The sequence below is a fragment of the Burkholderia pyrrocinia genome (assembly GCF_018417535.1).
In the GTDB taxonomy this organism is placed as follows: domain Bacteria; phylum Pseudomonadota; class Gammaproteobacteria; order Burkholderiales; family Burkholderiaceae; genus Burkholderia; species Burkholderia pyrrocinia_E.
In genome coordinates this window covers 1,106,463-1,125,209 of record NZ_CP070977.1, presented here as the reverse complement: position 1 = coordinate 1,125,209, position 18,747 = coordinate 1,106,463, and the positions used below count along the sequence as shown (strand labels likewise).

Genomic DNA, 18,747 nt, shown 5'->3' with positions numbered 1-18,747 from the left:
TCCCGGAGGCAGCATGACCCTGGCGACCGCGCCCACCATCCTGATCGTGCCCGGCTTGCGCGATCACGTCGAAGACCACTGGCAGACGCACCTCGAACGGCGGCTGCCGAACGCACGCTCCGTGGCACCGCTCGAAGCCGACAAACTGAGCCGCGCCGCGCGCGTCGCGGCGCTCGATGCTGCGCTGGCCGCGATCGACGGCCCGGTGATCCTCGTCGCGCACAGCGCGGGCGTAATGATCACCGTGCACTGGGCGCGGCAGGCCACACGCGCGATCCACGGCGCGCTGCTCGCGGCACCGGCCGATCTCGATACGCCGATGCCGGCCGGCTATCCGGCACCCGATGCGATCGATGCGCACGGCTGGACGCCCGTGCCGACCGCGCGGCTGCCGTTCCCGAGCGTCGTCGCCGCGAGCCGCAACGATCCGCTCGCGCGCTTCGAACGCGTCGAGGCGCTGGCGGCCGGGTGGGGCAGCCGGCTCGTCGATCTCGGCGAGGTCGGGCACCTGAACCCGGCATCCGGGTATGGCGAATGGCATGACGCGGAACGGTGGATCGGCGAAGTGGTTGCGCTCGGCGAAAGCCGTGCCGATATGACGGATTGACACGCCGCCATCGTGTGCCTGCGCAGACATTCTGATGCGGTTCGTTGGATGCCATGATTATCAGCAGTGTGGCCGCCGCATGCCAATGCGAGATAAATGGCTGATTAATATCATTTTTTATCGGAAATCTGTCATGGCTCCCAAAAGGAAAACGCTGTACGGAGTCGAGCTGAAACCTCGCACGATCATTCGCCCCACGACGGAGGTCAAGGTCTCGACCGAAACCGAGAAAGGCGACGTGCTGCGTGCAGCACGAAAAGTCATTACCGAACACCGGGACGTGCTGATCGCGCTGAAGGACCGCTGATTTGCTGGATCTCGATTACGTCATCACCATTCACGACGAGATCATCCGGGACCTCGGCGGCCTCAGCGGTTTCGCTCATGCCGGCGAGGCGGCGTCGAGGCCGCTCTCCATCGCGTCGAAAATCATGTTCATTACGCGGGCCTTGATGACGTGTTCGGTATTGCCGCGACCTATGCCATCGCAATCGCGCGCGGCCATGTGTTTAATGATGCAAACAAGCGTACTGGCCTCACTTGCGCCTTGACGTATATGGAGCGGCAAGGTATCTCGATTCCTCGCCTTGCCGATCTCGAAGACCTCATGGTCGATGTCGCCGACGGCAGTGTCACGAGCGAGGAACTGGCTGAGTATTTCAGTGCGGTCTGGGAATTGTCCCTGTCCCGTTGAAACCCTGCCTCACGCAGCCATTCTCTGCGGCCTTGTCCTGATGACCGCGCGCCGATAACCTGCACGGGCTCGATACATCTTCCGGATATCCGGTCGACGTTGCATTCCTCCCACGAAACACGCCGGCCGGGCGTTCCCGACGCACCGGCCTGATTCTGCTCTCACGCCGACATACGATGTCCTAACACGCTGCATTCAACCTGCCGCAGCACACCCGGCATCCGTTCGGCCTGTTGAATCACACCATCGCAGAAGGGTTTTTGTCAGGGAAAGTCCCGCCCCGCGCATCACGGTTTTTTGTTGACCGACATCGTATAACGCCGTCATGATTTCCTGAAAAGAAAGGTCCCATCCACCGACCGAAGTGAGGAGACATGAACACAACCACGATCGCGCGCCGTGCCTGCCGGATCGCCCTCGCGCTGGGCTTCACGCTGTCGGCCGCGGGGGCCGCGACGGCCATCGCCGCGCCCGTGTCGCTGAACATCGTCGACGTCGCGGGCAACCTGCAGCTCACGCAGAAGGCCATCGAAGCGTTCAAGGAAAAGAACCCGAATCTCGTATCGAACGTCACGTTCACGAATGCACCCGCGCCGCAGTTGCCGGGCAAGATCAAGGCGATGCAGGCGGCCGGGCGCTCGGACATCGACCTCGTGCTGACGGGCACCGATGCGCTGGCCGCCGGCATCGAACAGAACCTGTGGCAGAAGCTCCTGCCCGACAACGCGCCCGCGTTCCCAGGCGTGCTCGACAAATACGCGCCCGGCCCGCGCAAGATGCAGGATCTCGCGCAGGGCTTCGGCCTCGAAGTGACCTACATGCCGGCCGGCCCGCTGCTCGAATACAACCCGGCGAAGGTCGGCGACCCGCCGAAGACGCCCGACCAGTTGCTCGCGTGGTGCAAGGCGCACCCGAACAAGCTGATCTATGCGCGCCCGGCGAACTCGGGCCCCGGCCGCACGTTCCTGATGGGGCTGCCGTACGTGCTCGGCGACAAGAACCCGCAGGACCCGATCAACGGCTGGGACAAGACCTGGGCGTTCCTGAAAGCGCTGAACGACTGCGTGCCGTACTACCCGGGCGGCACGTCGGCCGTGATGAAGGAGCTCGGCGAGGGCACGCGCGACATGACCGTGACCGTCACGGGCTGGGACCTCAACCCGCGCGCGCTCGGCATCGTGCCGGCCGAGTTCAGGGTCCAGTCGTTCGACAACATGACGTGGGTCAACGACGCGCACTACATGGTGATCCCGAAGGGCGTGCCGAAGGAAAAGCTCGACGTGCTGTTCAAGCTGATGAACTTCCTGCTCGAGCCGGCGCAGCAGGCGATGACCTACGACGACGGCTACTTCTATCCGGGCCCGGCGGTGAAGGGCGTGACGCTCGAGATGGCGCCCGCGCACAGCCAGGAGGTGATCCGCAAGTTCGGCCGCCCCGAATACGCGAAGCTGCTCGCCGATCGTCCGCACGTGCAGCCGCTCAGCGCGCAGGCGATGGTCGCCGCGTTCCAGAAGTGGGATCGCGAGATCGGCTCGCAGAAGTCGAAGTGACGCTTGAACCGGCGGGCGCCACGGCGCCCGCGTTCATGGAGTTCGCGTAATGAAGCACAGTTTCGAACGGTTGCGGCTCGACGGCGTGTGCCGCAGCTTCACCAATGCGGAGGGTGCGCAGGTCGCCGCGCTGGACGGGCTCGACCTCGAGATCCGGCGCGGCGAGTTCATCGCGCTGCTCGGCCCGTCGGGCTGCGGCAAGTCGACCGCGCTGAACTGCATCGCGGGGCTGCAGCCGCTCACGAGCGGCGGCATCTGGCTCGACGACACGCGCATCGACGTGCTGCCGCCCGAGCGCCGCGGCTTCGGGATGGTGTTCCAGAACTACGCGCTGTTTCCGCACATGTCGGTGCTCGACAACGTCGGCTTCGGTCTCAAGATGCGCGGCGTGCCGAAGCAGGAAACGCGGCGGCGCGTGCAGCAGGCGCTCGAACTCGTGCAGCTCGTCGGCCACGAGGGCAAGCTGCCCGGGCAACTGTCGGGCGGGCAGCAGCAGCGCGTCGCGATCGCGCGCGCGATCGTCATCGAGCCGCCGCTCGTGCTGATGGACGAGCCGCTGTCGAACCTCGACACGAAGCTGCGCATCGAGATGCGCGCGGAGATCCGCCGCATCCACACGCAGCTCGAACGCGCGACGATCTACGTGACGCACGATCAGGACGAGGCGCTGTCGATGGCCGACCGCATCGTCGTGATGAAGGAGGGCGTCGTGCAGCAGGTCGCGTCGCCGAAGGATGTCTACACGCGCCCGCACAACCTGCATGTCGCGCGCTTCATGGGCTATCGCAACGTGCTGCCGTTCACGCTCGAAGGGATGGCTGGCGATTACGTGAACGTCACGGCAGGCGGCGTGCGCGTCGCGGGCCTGCCGATGGCCGGCTTCGACGCGAAGGACGTCGTGGTCGCGCTGCGCCCCGACGACATCGAGCGCGCGGACGACGCCGGCGACAACACGTTCGACGCGACGGTCGAAACGGTCGAGTACGGCGGCCGCGATTCGCTGATCCGCGCGGTCACGCCGTTCGGCCCGATCTGGGCGCGCGTCGCGGGCGAATTCTCGGAAGGCGAACGGCTGCGGCTGCGCGTCGCGCCGTCGCGCACGCTCGTCTATGCGGGAGCGCCGGCATGAGCGGCCCGACCGCCGCGCCATCGCGCCGGGAGGCCGCATGAGCACGCTCGCGGCCGGCACGCCGCGCGACGCGAAGGCCTGGCTCGTCACGCCCGCGCTCGCGTTCATCGTCGCGCTGTTCATCTATCCGTTCGCGTACGGCCTCGTGCTGTCGTTCCAGCCGATGAACGGCGGCGGCGCGCTCGCGAACTACGTGCAGTTCTTCACCGATACCGCGATGTGGCCGACGGTGCTCGTCACACTGAAGCTCGCGGTGCCGGCCACGCTGATCAACGTCGGCGTCTCGGTGCCCGTCGCGTTCGCGCTGCGCCGCAATTCGCCGTACCAGAAGTTCGTCACGACGCTGCTCGTGATTCCCGTCACGCTCGGCACGGTGCTCGTCGCCGACGGGATGCTCACGTACTTCGGGCCGAACGGCTGGTTCCCGCAGGCGCTGCAGGGGCTGCACCTGTACACCGACGAAGTGCGCCTCACGCACAACTACTGGGGCGTGCTGCTGTCGCTGATCGTGTCGGGCTTTCCGTTCGCGTTCCTGCTGATGCTGTCGTACATCAGCGGCATCGACCCGACGCTCGCGCGCGCGGCGGCGACGCTCGGCGCGAACCCGTGGCAGCAGTTCCGGCAGATCTACCTGCCGCTGCTCGTGCCGGGGCTCACGATGGCCGCGTGCCTGTCGTTCGTGCAGGCGTTCTCGGTGTTCCCGTCGGCCGTGCTGCTCGGCGCGCCGGCCGGGCCGACACGCGTGATCTCGATCGCGGCGGCCGAGGCCGCGTTCGAGAGCTACGACTATTCGCTCGCGTCGGCGATCGCGATCGTGATGGGCTTCGTGCAGTTGCTGGTGGTCGCATCGATGCTCGGCGCGCGCCGTTTCTTCTATACGGGGCCGGTGACGGGGGGCAAGGGCTGATGGCGACCGACAATCACGCCGCGCCGGCCTGGCCGCCGAAGCAGGGCTCGCCCGACGCACGGCCCGTCAATGCGAGGACACCGCAGAAGATGAGAAGCAACCTCGCCGGCCGTGCCTGGAAGGCGCTCGTCTGGGGGCTGATGGCGTTTTTCCTGCTGAACGTGATGCTGCTGATCGCGACCGTCGCGGTGAACTCGATCGCGACACGCTGGTTCGGCACGCCGCTGCCGCAGGGTTTCACGCTGCACTGGTATGCGAAGGCGTGGGAGGACTTCCAGCTCGCGAGCGTGCTGTGGGTGACGGTAGAGGTCGTCGGCGCGGTCGTGCTGCTGTCGATCGCGCTCGGCGTGCCGGCCGCCTATGCGCTCGCACGCGTGCAGTTTCGCGGCAAGCGCTTCGCGTTGCTGGTGTTCCTGCTGCCGCTGATGGTGCCGCCCGTCACGTACGGGATCCCGATGGCGACCGTGATGTACAAGGTCGGGCTCGCGGGCACGCTGTCGGGCGTGATCCTCGCGAACCTGGTGCCGGCGCTGCCGTTCGTGATCCTCGTGATGACGCCGTTCATCGAGCAGATCGATCCGAATCTCGAAGCCGCCGCGCGCATCTTCGGCGCGAACACGTGGCGCTATTTCCGCTACGTGCTGCTGCCGCTGCTCGTGCCCGGCATGCTCGCCGCCGGGCTGCTCGTGCTGGTGCGCACGATCGGGATGTTCGAGCTGACGTTCTTCACCGCAGGCCCGAGCACGCAGACGCTCGTCGTCGCGCTGTATTACGCGGTGTTCTCGACCGGCGTGCGCGCGCCGCAGTCGATCGACGCGATGGCGATGATCTACATGGCCATCACGCTCGTATGGGTCGTGATCGCGCTGCAGTTCGTGAGCCCGACGCAGCTCGTCAGCCGCGTGAAGCAAGAGCGGCAGTAGGCGCGGGCGTCACACGGACGCGCCGTGCCGCAGCGCGTCCGTGCAATTGGTTACAAATGGATACCGCGAACGACGCGCGGACGTTGCAGACTACGCGGCGTAGCGGCACGGCGACTGCATTCATGCATGTCGCCGCGCGCCCCCCGACGTTCACCCGATTGACGGATATCCATGAAGTTCCAAACGCTGCTGACACTCGGCTGTGCATCGACGCTGCTGGCCGCCTGCAACCTGCTCCACGACGGCCCCGGATCGAGCGACGTCGACGCCGCGGTGCGCCGCGCGCTCGAAGCGGAAAACCACGGCGGCCTGAACGCGCTGTTCGGCCAGCCGCTGCCGGTATCGGCCGACGTCGTGTCGGCGAAACCCGACGGCGACTGCAAGAAGCTCGGCGATCGCACGTACTCGTGCGACGTCGTCGTCACGTGGCGCAATGCCGATTACTCGCCGTCGCGCGCGAACCTGACCTTCGTGAAGGCCGCTGACGGCTCGTGGCAGACGTCAGGCGTCGACGCGGCGCTCGCAACCGGCACCGCGAAATCGTTGATCGACCAGATCGGCAAGGCATGGCCCGGCAACGCGGCCAGTGCCGCGTCGGCGCCGAAATGACACACCGGCGGCGCGCCTTTCTCTTCCTTCGGTGCACGGTCTGTCGTTCTTGAAGGCCGCACCGTCCCGTTCCTTCCGCTGACGGCACGCCATCGACGGCGATTGCCCGCACGAGTATGCGCCGGTCGAGCCGGTCAGCGCCCGCGACCAGCCTGGCCGGACACGATTGCCGGCAGTGCCGGACGGCCGGACGCGTTCGACGCGCCGGCTTCCGCACCAATACCCGACGATTGCGCGACGCGCGCTTCGGCAGCCTGGACGTCGTCCGGGTACTGGCCTTTCAGCGGCTTGTAGCCGGCCTGTTCGAGCTGGCGCAACTGCGCGACCACTTCGGCACGCGTGACAGGGCCGTTGGCCGTCTGCGCAAACGACACGGCGGGCGCCGCGATCGCGGCGGCGAGGACGAGCAGGGAAAGGGCGGTTTTCATCGTCAGGATCTCCGATAAGGACAGGGCGGCCGGCGCGGCAAGGTTGCCGCAACCGGTAGACCCATCTTGTTCGACCGGCGCTTAAGCGCGGATTAACGGAGAAAAAGGGCGCGAGCACCCGGTCGGCCTTCGGTTGAGCGCATCCTCGGTATGCGGGTCGCGTTATAGGGAAAACCCTTACTTCAAGGTATAATCACAGGCTGAGAGAAAGGTCGAACCATGCCTGAACGTTTCCAAACCCTTGAAAAATTTGTGTTTTCCCTCGTCGTGATGTCCGCGGTCATGTGCTCGGCATTCCTCGCATACGAGCGTCACCCCGAGATCAAGATCGCGCTGCACGAAGGCGAAGCGCTGATGCGCGAGAGCGCGAAGTATTCGGTCATCTGCTCGCCGTCCAAGGTCGATCCTTGCGTCGAGATGTCCGCATACTGAAATTTGCGTCGAGCGGTGCGCTGCAGCCGAACCGGACGTTTTTCATGATTCGTCCCGTCCAGTTTCAGACCAGCCCTACAGCGTTGGCGGTCTGAATTCCTTAAAGTAGAACCCGTCGGGAGTTCAGAAACCGGCCGCAAGACAGGGCGGATGCACGAACCCGTCACGTGCCGAGTCGCTGGCGTAAGCCGCCCCTCAATCAGTCGGCCCCGCTTCGAGCAATCGAGCGGGGCCGTTCCGTTTGTGCGGTCGCAACGAACGCCCGCAGCGGCGTGCATCGCACGAGTCACACCACATGCCGCGGCTCACCACTGACAAACGCGGTGACATTGTCGACGAGCTGATCGGCCAGCGCCTGCATGGCCTCGGCGCTCGCCCATGCGACGTGCGGCGTCAGGATGAACGCCGGATGCGACAGGATCGCGTGGAATGGATGCACGGCCGGCAGCGGCTCCTGCGTGACGACGTCGAACCCCGCGCCCGCGATCTGCCCCGACTGCAATGCATCGACCAATGCGTTTTCGTCCACGAGCCCGCCGCGCGCGGTATTGATCAGCAGCGGCCGGCGCGCCATTCGCGCGAACGCGGCCGCATCGATCAGGTGCCGTGTCGCGGGCGTGAGCGGGCAGTGCAGCGTGATCACGTCGCTGTCGCGCAGCAGCGTGTCGAGCGGCGCGTAGTCGTCACCTGCGGCATCGCCGTGCGCCGCGAACAGCACGCGCATGTCGAGCGCACGCGCGATGCCGGCCACCGCGCGCCCGAGCACGCCGTCGCCGACGATCCCGAGCGTCGAGCCGGCCAGGTCGCGGATCGGATGATCGAAGAAGCAGAACTGTCCGCTGTCGAGCCAGCGCCCCGCACGCACCGCGTCGCGGTAAGCCACGAGGCTGCGGCGCAGCGCGAAGATCAGCGCGAACGTATGTTCGGGCACCGTGCGGACCGCATAGCCGCGAATGTTGCTCACGACGATCCCGCGCGCCGCGCACGCGTCGAGATCGACGATGTCCGTGCCTGTCGCGGCGATCGCGATCATCCGCAAGCGCCGCGCAGCGGCGAGTGCCGAAGCGTCGAGCCGCACCTTGTTGGTCACGACGATGTCCGCGTCGGCAATGCGCGCGGCCACCTCATGCGCGGCCGTCCGGTCGAACGCATGCAACACGTGCGGGAACGGAAACGGCTTCAGCACGGTTTGCGGCGACAGTGTCGCGCGATCGAGAAACACGATCTTCGCGGGAGAAGAAACAGAAAACATGGCGGGTCTCGCTGGCAGGCGCCCGGCGGGCGCGGAACGGCTTCGATTCTGCCGGCGGCGCGCACGGTGTCGTTTGACCGTTGCGCGAGCGCACTTTCCCGTATGGAAAGGCTGACGCACCGCGCACAAAAACGGATGCGGCAATCGCATCGACCTGCGCCTTTCCGTTTCGGAAAGGCTGGTTGAGCATCGATCGATTTTCGCGATGCGCGAACGCGTTCATGATCGCCGTCATCGACAACGCGATTTCATCGGAGACAGCCATGACGCGACCCCTGGACGGCATCCGCGTGCTGGAACTCGGCCAACTGATCGCCGGGCCGTTCGCGGGCCGGATGCTCGGCGAATTCGGCGCGGACGTGATCAAGGTCGAGCCGCCCGCCCTCGGCGACCCGCTGCGCAAATGGCGGCTGCTGCACGACGGCACATCGGTCTGGTGGGCCGCGCAGTCGCGCAACAAGACCTCGCTCACGCTCGACCTGCGCACGCCCGAAGGGCAGGACGTCGTGCGCCGCCTCGTCGCGGAAACCGACGTGCTGATCGAGAACTTCCGGCCCGGCACGCTCGAAGGCTGGGGGCTCGGCTGGGACGCGCTGTCCGCGATCAATCCGGGGCTCGTGATGCTGCGCGTGTCGGGCTTCGGGCAGACCGGCCCGTATCGCGACCGTCCCGGCTTCGGCGTGATCGCCGAGGCGATGGGCGGCCTGCGGCACCTGACCGGCGAGCCCGGCCGCACGCCGGTGCGCGTCGGCATCTCGCTCGGCGATTCGCTGTCGGCGCTGCACGGCGTGATCGGCGTGCTGCTCGCGCTGCGGCATCGCGAGCAGCAGGGCGGCAAGGGGCAGGTCGTCGACGTCGCGCTGTACGAATCGGTGTTCAACCTGATGGAAAGCCTGCTGCCCGAATACTCGGCGTTCGGCGCGGTGCGCGAGGCGGCCGGCAGCAGCCTGCCCGGCATCGCGCCGACCAACGCGTACCGCTGCCGCGACGGCAAGTACGCGCTGATCGCCGGCAACGGCGACAGCATCTTCCGGCGGCTGATGGAGCTGATCGGCCGGCCCGATCTCGGCAGCGATCCCGCGCTCGCGCACAACGACGGGCGCGTCGCTCAGGTCGCGCGCATCGACGCGGCGATCGGCGACTGGAGCGCGCGCCACGATCTCGACGACGTGCTCGCCGCGCTGAACGAAGCACGCATTCCATCCGGGCGCATCTACGACGTGGCCGACATCGCGGCCGATCCGCATTACCGCGCGCGCGACATGATCGTCGATGCCGCGCTCCCCGACGGCACGCCCGTGCTGGTGCCGGGCATCGTGCCGAAACTCGGCGCGACGCCCGGGCGCATCGAGCGCGCGGCGCCCGCGCTCGGCGCGGATACCGATGCGGTGCTCGAATCGATCGGCATCGATGCGGCGACGCGCGGCGACTGGCGCACGCGCGGCGTGATCTGAACCGGAGACGGGATACAGGAGGCGACATCATGAGCACGCAACGCAAACGGCTCTACATTCACGAAGTCGCGACGCGCGACGGTTTCCAGAACGAAGCGGCGTTCGTCGATACCGACGACAAGATCGCGCTCGTCGATGCATTGAGCGCGTGCGGCTACGCGAAGATCGAGGTCACGTCGTTCACGTCGCCGAAGGCGATCCCCGCATTGCGCGACGCGGAGGCCGTGATGCACGGCATCGCGCGCGCACCGGGCGTCGTCTATACGGTGCTCGTGCCGAACGTGCGCGGTGCCGAGCGCGCGCTGTCGTGCGGCGTCGACGAAGTGAACCTCGTGATGTCGACGAGCGAGAGCCACAACCGCGCGAACCTGCGGATGACGCGCGAGCAGTCGTTCGCGCAGCTGCGCGATGTGATCGACGCAGTGCGCGGCACGGGTGTCGCGATCAACGTGTCGTTGTCGACCGCGATGGGCTGCCCGATGGAAGGCGACGTACCGGCCGAGGCCGTGCTTGCGTGGATGCAGCGCTTCGCGGAGCTCGGCGTGCACAGCTTCACGCTGTGCGACACGACCGGCATGGCGTTTCCGTCGCAGGTACGCGATCTGTCCGAACGCGCCCGCGAGCGCTTCGGCGCGTTGCAACTCACGCTGCATTTTCACAATACGCGCGGGATGGCGCTCGCGAATACGCTCGCGGCGCTCGACGCGGGCATCGACCGCTTCGACGCGTCGCTCGGCGGGCTCGGCGGCTGCCCGTATGCGCCGGGCGCGACCGGCAACGCATGCACCGAGGAACTCGTGCACATGCTCCAACTCGACGGCTACGATACGGGCATCGATCTCGCGGCCATCCTGGCCGCGTCGGCACGGCTGCCCGCGCTGATCGGGCACGACGTGCCGAGCCAGATCCTGAAGGCCGGGCGCCGCTCGGATCTTCATCCGCCACCGCGCGCCGACGCCGGCGACATGCCCGCGCAACGCGCATTCTCATGAACAGGAACACAGGAGCGAATTCCATGGCGCTGATCGATCACCTCGACCATCTCGTGCTGACCTGCGTCGACCCCGACAGGACGAAGCATTTCTACACCGAGGTGCTGCAGATGCAACTCGAAACCTTCGGCGCCGGCCGGCTTGCGTTCCGCTTCGGCAACCAGAAGATCAACCTGCACGTGCGCGGCGCGGAGTTCGAACCGAAAGCGCATGTGCCGGTGCCCGGCGCGCTCGACCTGTGCTTCATCGCGTCGGTACCACTCGACGACGTGATCGCACACCTGAAGCGCGTCGAATGGCCGATCGTCGAAGGGCCCGTCGAGCGCACGGGTGCGACGCAAAAAATCCGTTCGGTCTACGTGCGCGACCCCGACCTGAACCTGATCGAGATCTCCGAGTTGATCTGACCGGCGGCGGCCGGCCGGCCGCACCGCTTCGGCGCATCGTGCCGGTCGCGCGAGCACCGGGCGTCGCAGTCTTTCGCCGAAAGCGGACAGGCACGCGCCGCCCCCGCCGAATCCGGATAGCCCGACCCGGCCGTGCTGCCGATAATGGTGCGAGGCGTCGGTTCGGCCGATGCCTTCGCAGCGAGGCGACGAACCTGCCCCGCACATCCGCAACCCGCCCCGGACACTCCCCGAATGACGATCCTCTATCGCGGCATGGACCGCGCGGCGCTCGACGCCGCCTACCTGAACACGAAAGCCGTTCCCGATTTCCCCGCATTGCTCGCATCGTGCCAGTCGCGCAGCGCGGCGCTTTACGACGCGACGCCCGGCCGCCGCGACCTGCGTTACGGCGCGCGGCCCGCGCAGCGCTTCGACTGGCTGCCGTGCGGGCAGCCCGACGCGCCGCTGTTCGTGTTCATTCATGGCGGCTACTGGCAACACTGCACGAAAGAGGATTTCGCGTACGCGGCGAGCGGCCCGCTCGCGCGCGGCTTCGACGTCGTGCTTGCCGAATACACGCTCGCGCCGGTCGCGACGATGACCGACATCGTCGGCGAGATCGGCGCGCTGCTCGATTTCCTCGTCACCGACCCCGACGGGCTCGGCACCGCGAACCGGCCGATCCATCTGAGCGGACATTCGGCGGGCGGCCACCTGACGGCCATGCATCGCGCGCATCCGGCCGTTGTTTCAGCGCTCGCGATCAGCCCGCTCGTCGATCTCGAACCGATCTCGCTGTGCTGCCTGAACGACAAGCTGCGGCTCAGCGCGCACGAAGTCGACGCGTACAGCCCGCTGCGCTACATCGGGCCCGGCGCGCCGACCGTCGTTGCGGTCGGCGACGCCGAACTGCCCGAACTCGTCCGGCAAGCGCATGAATACGCGGCAGCGTGCGAAGCGGCCGGCGAACGGATCGCGCGCACCTGGCTGCCCGGCATGCAGCACTTCGCGGTGCTCGACGATCTCGCGAAGCCGGACGGCGCGATGCTCGCCGCGTTGCAGGCGATCGCGCCGCGCTAGCCGCGCCGTATCGCGCAGACACGGCCGGGCGTATGATCGGCGTCAGGCTGCCGCGATGATGGCGCGCGCCGTACGGCCTTCCCAGGACCCATCACATGGTGAATCCGCTTCATTTCGATCTGCAGTCGCTGCGCGTGTTCGCGCTCGTCGCCGAGCACGGTAGCCTGACCAAGGCGGCCGAACACGGTCAGCTCACGCTGTCCGCGGTCAGCAAGCGCATCGCGGAACTCGAGAGCGTGACGGGCAGCGCGCTGTTCGTCCGGCACGCGCGTGGCGTCGAACTGACGCCCGCGGGCCGCGCGCTGCTCGACCATGCGGCGAAGGTGATCGACCAGGTCAACCGGATGGCGCACGAGATGAGCGATTACGTCGCCGGCGTGCGCGGCCATATCCACGTATGGGCGAACACGTCCGCGATCGTCCAGTTCCTGCCGGTCGATCTCGCGGCCTTTCTCACCGACAACCCGGGCATCAAGGTCAGCCTCGAAGAACGGCTGAGCCACGAGATCGTCGACGCGCTCGCGTCGGGCAAGGCCGATCTCGGCGTGTTCGCCGACAACGTGCCGGCGCCCGGCATCGAGCGCCGGCTGTACCGGCGCGACGAACTCGTGCTGCTCGTGCCGCGTGCGCACCGTCTCGCGGCGCGCGCCAGCATCCGTTTCGCCGAGACGCTCGACGAGGATTACGTCGGCCTCAGCGACGGCAGCTCGCTGCTCGCGCGGATGACCGACGCGGCGTTCGCGGCCGAACGCTCGCTGAAGCTGCGGATCCAGGTGTCGAACTTCGACGGCGTGAGCCGGATGATCGAGGCCGGGCTCGGGATCGGCATCCTGCCGCGCGATGCGGTAACCGGCGAGCGCGCGGCGCGGCTCGGCGTCGTGAAGCTCGATGATGCGTGGGCAACGCGCACGCTGTGGGTCGGCGTCAAGGCGGGCACCGTGCTGACGACCGACATCGCGAAGCTGTTCGATTTCATGTCGGCGCGCTGAGCGCGAAGAAACGACGACGCACGGGCACGCCTGCGTGCGCCCCGTGCCGGTCGCCGCGTTACACCGGATTGATTTCGTCCTGGCTGCGCCGCGTGGTCAGCGGCCCGAGTACGCGCAGCGTGACGGCGACGATGCCGAGCGCAATCGAGATCACGCCGAACATCGCGCCCGCGCCGTAGCTGCCGAGCACCGGCAACAACACGAACGGCAGCGCGCCGCTGACGATGCGCGACAGCGAGTAGGTACTGCCGATCGCCGTCGAGCGCACGCGCGCCGGGAAAATCTCCGCCTGGTACACGTGATACGCGTTGCTGAACACGTTCGACGCGCAGGTCGTCAGCAATCCGAAGCCGACGATCAGCACGGTATTGCCCGAATACGCGAAGCACAGCCCAAATACGGCGATCGACAGGATCGACGCGATCACGAGCGTGCGGCGTTCGATCCAGTTGAGCAGCGGAATCGACAGCAGCGAGCCGATCGGATAGCCGATGAACGACAGCGCGATGAACAGCGTGCTGTCCGTCACGTCGAAGCCGCGGCTCTTCACGACCGTGCCGGCCAGCGTGCCGAAGCCGTAGTAGCCGAAGCCCTGGAACAGGTGAAAGATCGCGAGCATCAGGTAGCGCGCGCCGTAGGGTTCGCGGCGCAGCAGCGCAATGCGCTCGCCGAGCCCGAGCGGCCGCTGCGGCTCGGCCGATTCCGCGAAGTGCTCGGGCACGCGCACGCCGGTGCCTTCCGCGAAGCGCCGCAACGCCGCATGCGCGTCGGCGGTGCGGCCCTGCGCGAGCAGCCAGCGCGGGCTCTCCGGCAGCCGGTGCTGGACGAACAGCACGTACACGGCGCCGAGGCTGCCGATCGCGAGGATGACGCGCCAGCCGGCCACGCCCGCCACATGCAGCGGGTTCAGCCACAGCGCGAGGAAACCGACGAGCGGCACCGCGACATAGGAAGTCGTATAGGCCCACGCGGCGAGCCGCCCGCGCTTTTCCTTCGGCAAGATTTCCGACAGGAAGCTGTCGGAAACGGGGTAGATCGCGCCGACGCCGATACCCGTCAGGAACCGGCACGCGACGAGCATGTCGGCGTTCACCGAAAACGCGCCGAGCAGCGAAAACGCGCTGTACCACACGAGCGTCAGCAGGAACGCCTTGCGCCGGCCGATGCGGTCGGCGAGGCTGCCGAGGCACATCGCGCCGACGAACATCCCGATGAAGGCGGACGCGAGCAGCAGCTTGAAGTCGGCGCTCTGCCGGTCCAGCCCGTATTCGTGCTGCAGCGCGGAGCCGATCGTGCTGACGAGGAAGATCTCGAACATGTCGAAGAACAGCCCGACGCCGATCACCCATACGACGAAACGGTGCAGCGCACCGACGGGCAGGTCGTCCATGAAATCGCCGAGCGTGATGCCGCGCGCGGCGCGCGGCACCGCATCGGTGTCGAGGCGGGGGGCCGACGACGCGGCGGACGCGTGTCCGCCCGCGTCGCCGCCGAGGTCGAGGGATTGGCTGTTCATCGTGTCTCCTGATTATCGGTATGCCGCGGCGCGTGGCCAGGCCATCCGCGGCCGGCGAGAGGCCGGCCGCACGATCGGGCGGCAGCCGCCGCGCGGGCCCGTGAAAGGCCGGATGCGCGGGCTGCGCCCATCGTCCGGCACATAGTCGGCGATTTTCCCGCTCGCGATAATTGAGGAAGCTTCAAGCGTCCTTTCCCGGACAGAAAGGCTGGCGCGCCGTGCGGCCCGGCGCGCGGCGATCACGCGCCGCCGAGCGCCGATTGCGCGTCGTCCAGCGCGGCGAGAAACGCATCGAGCGTCCCGCTCGGCTCGGCGCCCTGGCGCGTGACGCAATGAAACGCCGACAAGTAGGCGAGCTGCGCCGGACGAATCGCGCGCAAGCGTCCCTCGGCAGCCCAGGCGGCGGCGTAGTGGGTCGGCAGGTAGCCGACGAAGGTGCCGCTGAACACGAGGGTCGCGATGGCCTCCATGCTGTAGGCGCTCGTGCCGTGACTGAAGACGAGGCCGTGCGGCCGTTGGCCCTCGGCCATGTAGCCGCGCCCGACATAGTCGGCGGCGCAGATTTCGTCCAGTTCGGGTTCGGGGTCGCGGCGCGCGAAGAACGGATGTTCGCGCGCGCAGTAGAGATTCTGTTCCTCGCGGAACAGGAACCGGTATCGCAGCCCGGACAGGCGATGATGAAATGCGCCGACCGCCAGTTGCAGGCGCTCCTCGAGAACGGCGTGTTCGAGCTCGTCCGGACGTTGCGTATGCAGGTTCACGCGCACGCCGGGAACGCGCTCGCGGAACAGCCGGATCGCGAGCGGCAGCGGCGCGCACGGCTGGCCGATCACGCCGTCGACACAGCCGAGCTGGAGCGTCTCCCGGTCGCGGCCGCCGAGGCCGCTGACCTGCTCGCGAAACCGCTCGATGTCGCCGAACAAGCCCTGTGCGGCCTCGTACAGTTCCTGCCCTTCGTCGGTGAGCTGGAAGCCGCTGCTGCCGCGCCGGCACAGCGAATAGCCCAGCCGCATTTCGAGATCGCGCACCAGCACGCTCAGGCGCGACAGGCTCGTGTTCAGGCGCACCTGGGCAGCGGTAAAGCCGCCTGCCTCGACGATCGCGCAGAAGGTGCGAAGCAAGCGCAGGTCGACGTTGGAAAGATTGCCAAGCATGGAGATCCTCGCTGCTGCCGGACGAGCCTCTTTTATAGCCCGTCCGGCGCCGCCGCGCGATCCCCCGGGCCTGTTTCAGCCCCTCGCGGCGACCGCATCGGCGAGGAGGCACAGCAGCTCGAACATCATGGTCGCGCCCACCAGCGCGGTGGCGCCGCCCGCATCGAACGGCGGCGACACCTCCACGACGTCCGCGCCGACGAGATCCAGGCCCTGCAGCCCGCGTACCAGATGCTGCGCGTCGAGGGTCGTCATGCCGCCGATTTCGGGCGTGCCCGTGCCGGGCGCGAAGGCCGGATCGAGCACGTCGACGTCGAAGCTGACGTAGGTCGGCCCGCTGCCCGCCACGCGGCGCGCCTCGGCGATCGTGGCCGCGACGCCCAGCTCGACGAATTCCTCCATCGAGATGACCCGGATCCCGCATTCCCGCGCGAACGCTTCGTCGTCGGCCGAGTAGACCGAGCCGCGGATGCCGATCTGGACCGTGCGCGCCGGATCCAGCAGGCCTTCCTCGATCGCGCGGCGAAACGGCGTGCCGTGCGTGTACGGGTTGTCGCCGAAGTAGCGGTCGTTGGTGTCCGAATGGGCGTCGAAATGAACCATGCCGATCGGCCGGTCGGCGGCAAGCGCGCGGAAAATCGGCAGCGTCACCAGATGGTCGCCGCCGACCGACAGCGGCACCGCGCCGGCCGCATGAATGCGCCGATAGAAGCGTTCGATCCGCGCGAGCGAATCGAGCAGGTCGATCGGATTGGTCGGCGCGTCGCCGAGATCGCCGACGCGCGCGAGGTCGTACGGCGCGATGCGGCTCACGTGATGCACGCGGCGCATCAGGCTCGACTGGTTGCGCACTTCGCGCGGGCCGTGGCGCGCGCCGGCGCGATTGGTGGTGCCGCCGTCCCAGGGCACGCCGACCAGCGCGATCTGCACCTGCGCCGGATCGTCGAAAACCGGCAGGCGCATGAACGTGGGAATACCGGCGAAGCGCGGAATCTCGGCCGCGTCGAGGGGTTGCGGGAAGTCGTGGGGCATGAGTCGTCTCCTGGCTTGGGGGAAGGGGGGCCGTTCAGTCCGATTGCGGTTCGAGGGCCGCCGCCGGCCGCCCGGCGAGACTGACCGCCACGAAGGTCACGAGGCTGGCCGCCAGCCCGTAGACGATCGGCGTGGTCGCGAGCACGCCGTCGAGCACCATGAACAGCACCACCACGACACTGCCCGCGACGATGCTGGCGATCGCGCCGCGGGCGGTCGCGCGGCGCCACAGCAGCGCGCCGACGATCGGCACCAGCAGGCCGCCGACGAGCAGGTTGTACGCGATGCTCAACGCGGCGATGACGTCGTTGACCATGCACGCGAGGACGAGCATCGCCACGCCCATCAGCAGCGTGAACAGGCGGCTCTCGCACAGGGTGCCGGCTCCGCCGGCGCGCATGAACCGCGCATAGACGTCCTCCTGGAGCACGGTGGCGGCCGCCAGCAGGCAGCCGGACGCGGTCGACATGATGGCCGACAGCGCGGCGGCCACCACGAGGCCGCGCAAGCCCGTCGACAAGACCTGGCGCGTCACTTCGGCGTACGCGTTTTCGGGCACCGCGAGATCCGGTATCAGCACGCGTGCGGCCGCGCCGATCAATGCGCAAGCCACGCCGTAGAGCATGCAGTAGATCCCCGCGCCGAGGCCCGCGTAACGCACGACCGTCTCGCTGCGCGCGGTGAACACGCGCTGCCAGATGTCCTGGCCGATCAGCGCGCCGAAGAAATACAGCAGGAAGTAGGTGACGATGGTTTCCAGGCCGATGTGCCCGAGATCGAAGAAGCCCGCCGGCAGCACGGCCTGCATCCGCGCGAGGCCGCCCGCGTCGTGAATCGACAGCGGCAGCAGCACGAAAAAGATCCCGATCGTCTTGATGACGAACTGGATGATGTCGGTGAGGGTCAGCGACCACATGCCGCCGATCACCGAATAGACGATCACGATGCCGCCGCCGCACAGTATCGCCGCGATGCGCGGGACGCCGAATACCACCTCGGTGACCGAGCCGATCGCGATGGTGGCGGTAACGGCCACCATCAGGTCGTACGCGACCATCACGATGCCGCCGATCAACCGCGACGACGCCTGATAGCGCTGCTCCAGCACCTGGGTGACGGTAAAGACGTTGAGCCGGGCGATCTGCCGCGAAAACACGAGGCTCAGGACGATGATCCCCAGGCCGAGCATGAAGACCAGCCACAGCCCCGACAACCCGTACTGGTAACCGAGCTTGACCGTGCCGATGGTCGATGCGCCGCCGAGCACCACGGCGGCCATCGTGCCGAGATACAGCCCGGGGCCGAGGCGCCGGCCGGCGACCAGGAAATCGTTCCGGTTGCGCGCCTTGCGCATGCCGTACCAGCCGAGCGCGAGCATCGTCAGCGCATAGACCAGCATGACCAGGTAATCGAGCAGCATGATGGGGATCTCCGTTTGCTTGTTGTCGTTCTGGCAGCCCGTCTGGACTGCTTTTGCGGAGTCTGAAGCGTCGGGGGCCAATAGGGAATTCCCGATTCGACAACTCGAATTTCGCTCGCGGTAAAGTGCGTGGCGGCGCAGCATGGATTCCATGCCGCGCCGCGACAGGGCTGAATCGGGCGCGCTCAAG

Annotated in this window: 20 protein-coding genes and 1 pseudogene; 14 read left to right on the top strand and 7 right to left on the bottom strand. The window is 67.5% G+C overall.

What is annotated here, in order from left to right; translation table 11 throughout:
* The first annotated feature begins 13 nt into the window (after window positions 1-13).
* From JYG32_RS05345 to JYG32_RS05310, 8 genes and pseudogenes are all read left to right on the top strand, one after another.
* On the top strand, window positions 14-607 hold the full coding sequence (locus JYG32_RS05345; protein ID WP_213264895.1) for an RBBP9/YdeN family alpha/beta hydrolase: 594 nt from the start codon (window positions 14-16) through the stop codon (window positions 605-607).
* Window positions 608-740: 133 nt separating this feature from the next.
* Complete coding sequence (locus JYG32_RS05340) at window positions 741-914, top strand: hypothetical protein (protein WP_167347848.1); 174 nt, start codon at window positions 741-743, stop codon at window positions 912-914.
* Window positions 915-1,022: 108 nt separating this feature from the next.
* Window positions 1,023-1,301: pseudogene (locus JYG32_RS05335) on the top strand (type II toxin-antitoxin system death-on-curing family toxin); the annotation flags it as partial.
* A 374-nt stretch (window positions 1,302-1,675) separates the two neighbouring features.
* Window positions 1,676-2,851 carry an ABC transporter substrate-binding protein gene (locus JYG32_RS05330; RefSeq protein WP_213264894.1) on the top strand — a complete coding sequence of 392 codons (1,176 nt, stop codon included), beginning with the start codon at window positions 1,676-1,678 and terminating at the stop codon, window positions 2,849-2,851.
* A 49-nt stretch (window positions 2,852-2,900) separates the two neighbouring features.
* Window positions 2,901-3,980, top strand: coding sequence for an ABC transporter ATP-binding protein (locus JYG32_RS05325; RefSeq protein ID WP_213264893.1), 1,080 nt, complete (start codon window positions 2,901-2,903; stop codon window positions 3,978-3,980).
* A gap of 37 nt (window positions 3,981-4,017) precedes the next feature.
* Window positions 4,018-4,887 (top strand): ABC transporter permease, encoded by an 870-nt coding sequence (locus JYG32_RS05320; RefSeq protein ID WP_047900691.1) that lies wholly within the window; start codon window positions 4,018-4,020, stop codon window positions 4,885-4,887.
* Window positions 4,887-5,810: an ABC transporter permease gene (locus tag JYG32_RS05315; protein ID WP_174383581.1), complete on the top strand. Its 924-nt coding sequence runs from the start codon at window positions 4,887-4,889 to the stop codon at window positions 5,808-5,810. Before JYG32_RS05320 ends, JYG32_RS05315 begins: the two co-directional genes overlap by 1 nt.
* 171 nt (window positions 5,811-5,981) lie before the next feature.
* Window positions 5,982-6,419, top strand: coding sequence for a hypothetical protein (locus JYG32_RS05310; protein ID WP_174383582.1), 438 nt, complete (start codon window positions 5,982-5,984; stop codon window positions 6,417-6,419).
* 134 nt (window positions 6,420-6,553) lie between these two features.
* Here the strand turns inward: JYG32_RS05310 and JYG32_RS05305 are convergent, their stop codons facing one another.
* On the bottom strand, window positions 6,554-6,847 hold the full coding sequence (locus JYG32_RS05305) for a DUF4148 domain-containing protein (RefSeq protein ID WP_213264892.1): 294 nt from the start codon (window positions 6,845-6,847) through the stop codon (window positions 6,554-6,556).
* 219 nt (window positions 6,848-7,066) lie between these two features.
* On the opposite strand from JYG32_RS05305, the gene JYG32_RS05300 reads away from it, so the two are divergent.
* On the top strand, window positions 7,067-7,279 hold the full coding sequence (locus tag JYG32_RS05300) for a hypothetical protein (protein ID WP_047900698.1): 213 nt from the start codon (window positions 7,067-7,069) through the stop codon (window positions 7,277-7,279).
* 286 nt (window positions 7,280-7,565) lie between these two features.
* Here JYG32_RS05300 and JYG32_RS05295 read toward each other — a convergent pair whose 3' ends face one another.
* Both JYG32_RS05295 and JYG32_RS38840 read right to left on the bottom strand, forming a co-directional pair.
* On the bottom strand, window positions 7,566-8,465 hold the full coding sequence (locus JYG32_RS05295) for a D-2-hydroxyacid dehydrogenase (protein ID WP_249744620.1): 900 nt from the start codon (window positions 8,463-8,465) through the stop codon (window positions 7,566-7,568).
* On the bottom strand, window positions 8,404-8,796 hold the full coding sequence (locus JYG32_RS38840; RefSeq protein WP_249744591.1) for a hypothetical protein: 393 nt from the start codon (window positions 8,794-8,796) through the stop codon (window positions 8,404-8,406). The genes JYG32_RS05295 and JYG32_RS38840 overlap by 62 nt, the downstream gene beginning before the upstream one ends.
* Between JYG32_RS38840 and JYG32_RS05290 the strand changes: the two genes are divergently transcribed.
* From JYG32_RS05290 to JYG32_RS05270, 5 genes are all read left to right on the top strand, one after another.
* Window positions 8,795-9,985 carry a CaiB/BaiF CoA transferase family protein gene (locus JYG32_RS05290; RefSeq protein WP_213264890.1) on the top strand — a complete coding sequence of 397 codons (1,191 nt, stop codon included), beginning with the start codon at window positions 8,795-8,797 and terminating at the stop codon, window positions 9,983-9,985. The genes JYG32_RS38840 and JYG32_RS05290 overlap by 2 nt on opposite strands.
* A gap of 29 nt (window positions 9,986-10,014) precedes the next feature.
* The gene (locus JYG32_RS05285; RefSeq protein ID WP_213264889.1) at window positions 10,015-10,977 is read left to right on the top strand and encodes a hydroxymethylglutaryl-CoA lyase; all 963 of its coding nucleotides are present in this window, start codon (window positions 10,015-10,017) and stop codon (window positions 10,975-10,977) included.
* 23 nt (window positions 10,978-11,000) lie between these two features.
* Window positions 11,001-11,384 (top strand): VOC family protein, encoded by a 384-nt coding sequence (locus tag JYG32_RS05280; RefSeq protein WP_034184203.1) that lies wholly within the window; start codon window positions 11,001-11,003, stop codon window positions 11,382-11,384.
* Between the two features lie 234 nt (window positions 11,385-11,618).
* Entirely contained in the window at window positions 11,619-12,446 is an 828-nt protein-coding gene (locus JYG32_RS05275; RefSeq protein ID WP_174383587.1) for an alpha/beta hydrolase, read from the top strand.
* Window positions 12,447-12,541: 95 nt separating this feature from the next.
* Entirely contained in the window at window positions 12,542-13,435 is an 894-nt protein-coding gene (locus tag JYG32_RS05270; protein ID WP_213264888.1) for a LysR family transcriptional regulator, read from the top strand.
* Between the two features lie 58 nt (window positions 13,436-13,493).
* Here the strand turns inward: JYG32_RS05270 and JYG32_RS05265 are convergent, their stop codons facing one another.
* The 4 genes from JYG32_RS05265 to JYG32_RS05250 all read right to left on the bottom strand — a co-directional run bounded on the left by JYG32_RS05265 (window position 13,494) and on the right by JYG32_RS05250 (window position 18,557).
* Window positions 13,494-14,951: an MFS transporter gene (locus JYG32_RS05265; protein ID WP_213264887.1), complete on the bottom strand. Its 1,458-nt coding sequence runs from the start codon at window positions 14,949-14,951 to the stop codon at window positions 13,494-13,496.
* Between the two features lie 239 nt (window positions 14,952-15,190).
* A complete protein-coding gene (locus JYG32_RS05260; protein WP_174380300.1) occupies window positions 15,191-16,105 on the bottom strand; it encodes a LysR family transcriptional regulator in 915 nt (304 codons plus the stop codon).
* A 75-nt stretch (window positions 16,106-16,180) separates the two neighbouring features.
* On the bottom strand, window positions 16,181-17,137 hold the full coding sequence (gene speB, locus JYG32_RS05255; RefSeq protein WP_174380299.1) for an agmatinase: 957 nt from the start codon (window positions 17,135-17,137) through the stop codon (window positions 16,181-16,183).
* Between the two features lie 34 nt (window positions 17,138-17,171).
* Window positions 17,172-18,557 carry a sodium:solute symporter gene (locus JYG32_RS05250; RefSeq protein ID WP_213264886.1) on the bottom strand — a complete coding sequence of 462 codons (1,386 nt, stop codon included), beginning with the start codon at window positions 18,555-18,557 and terminating at the stop codon, window positions 17,172-17,174.
* Between the last annotated feature and the right edge of the window lie 190 nt (window positions 18,558-18,747).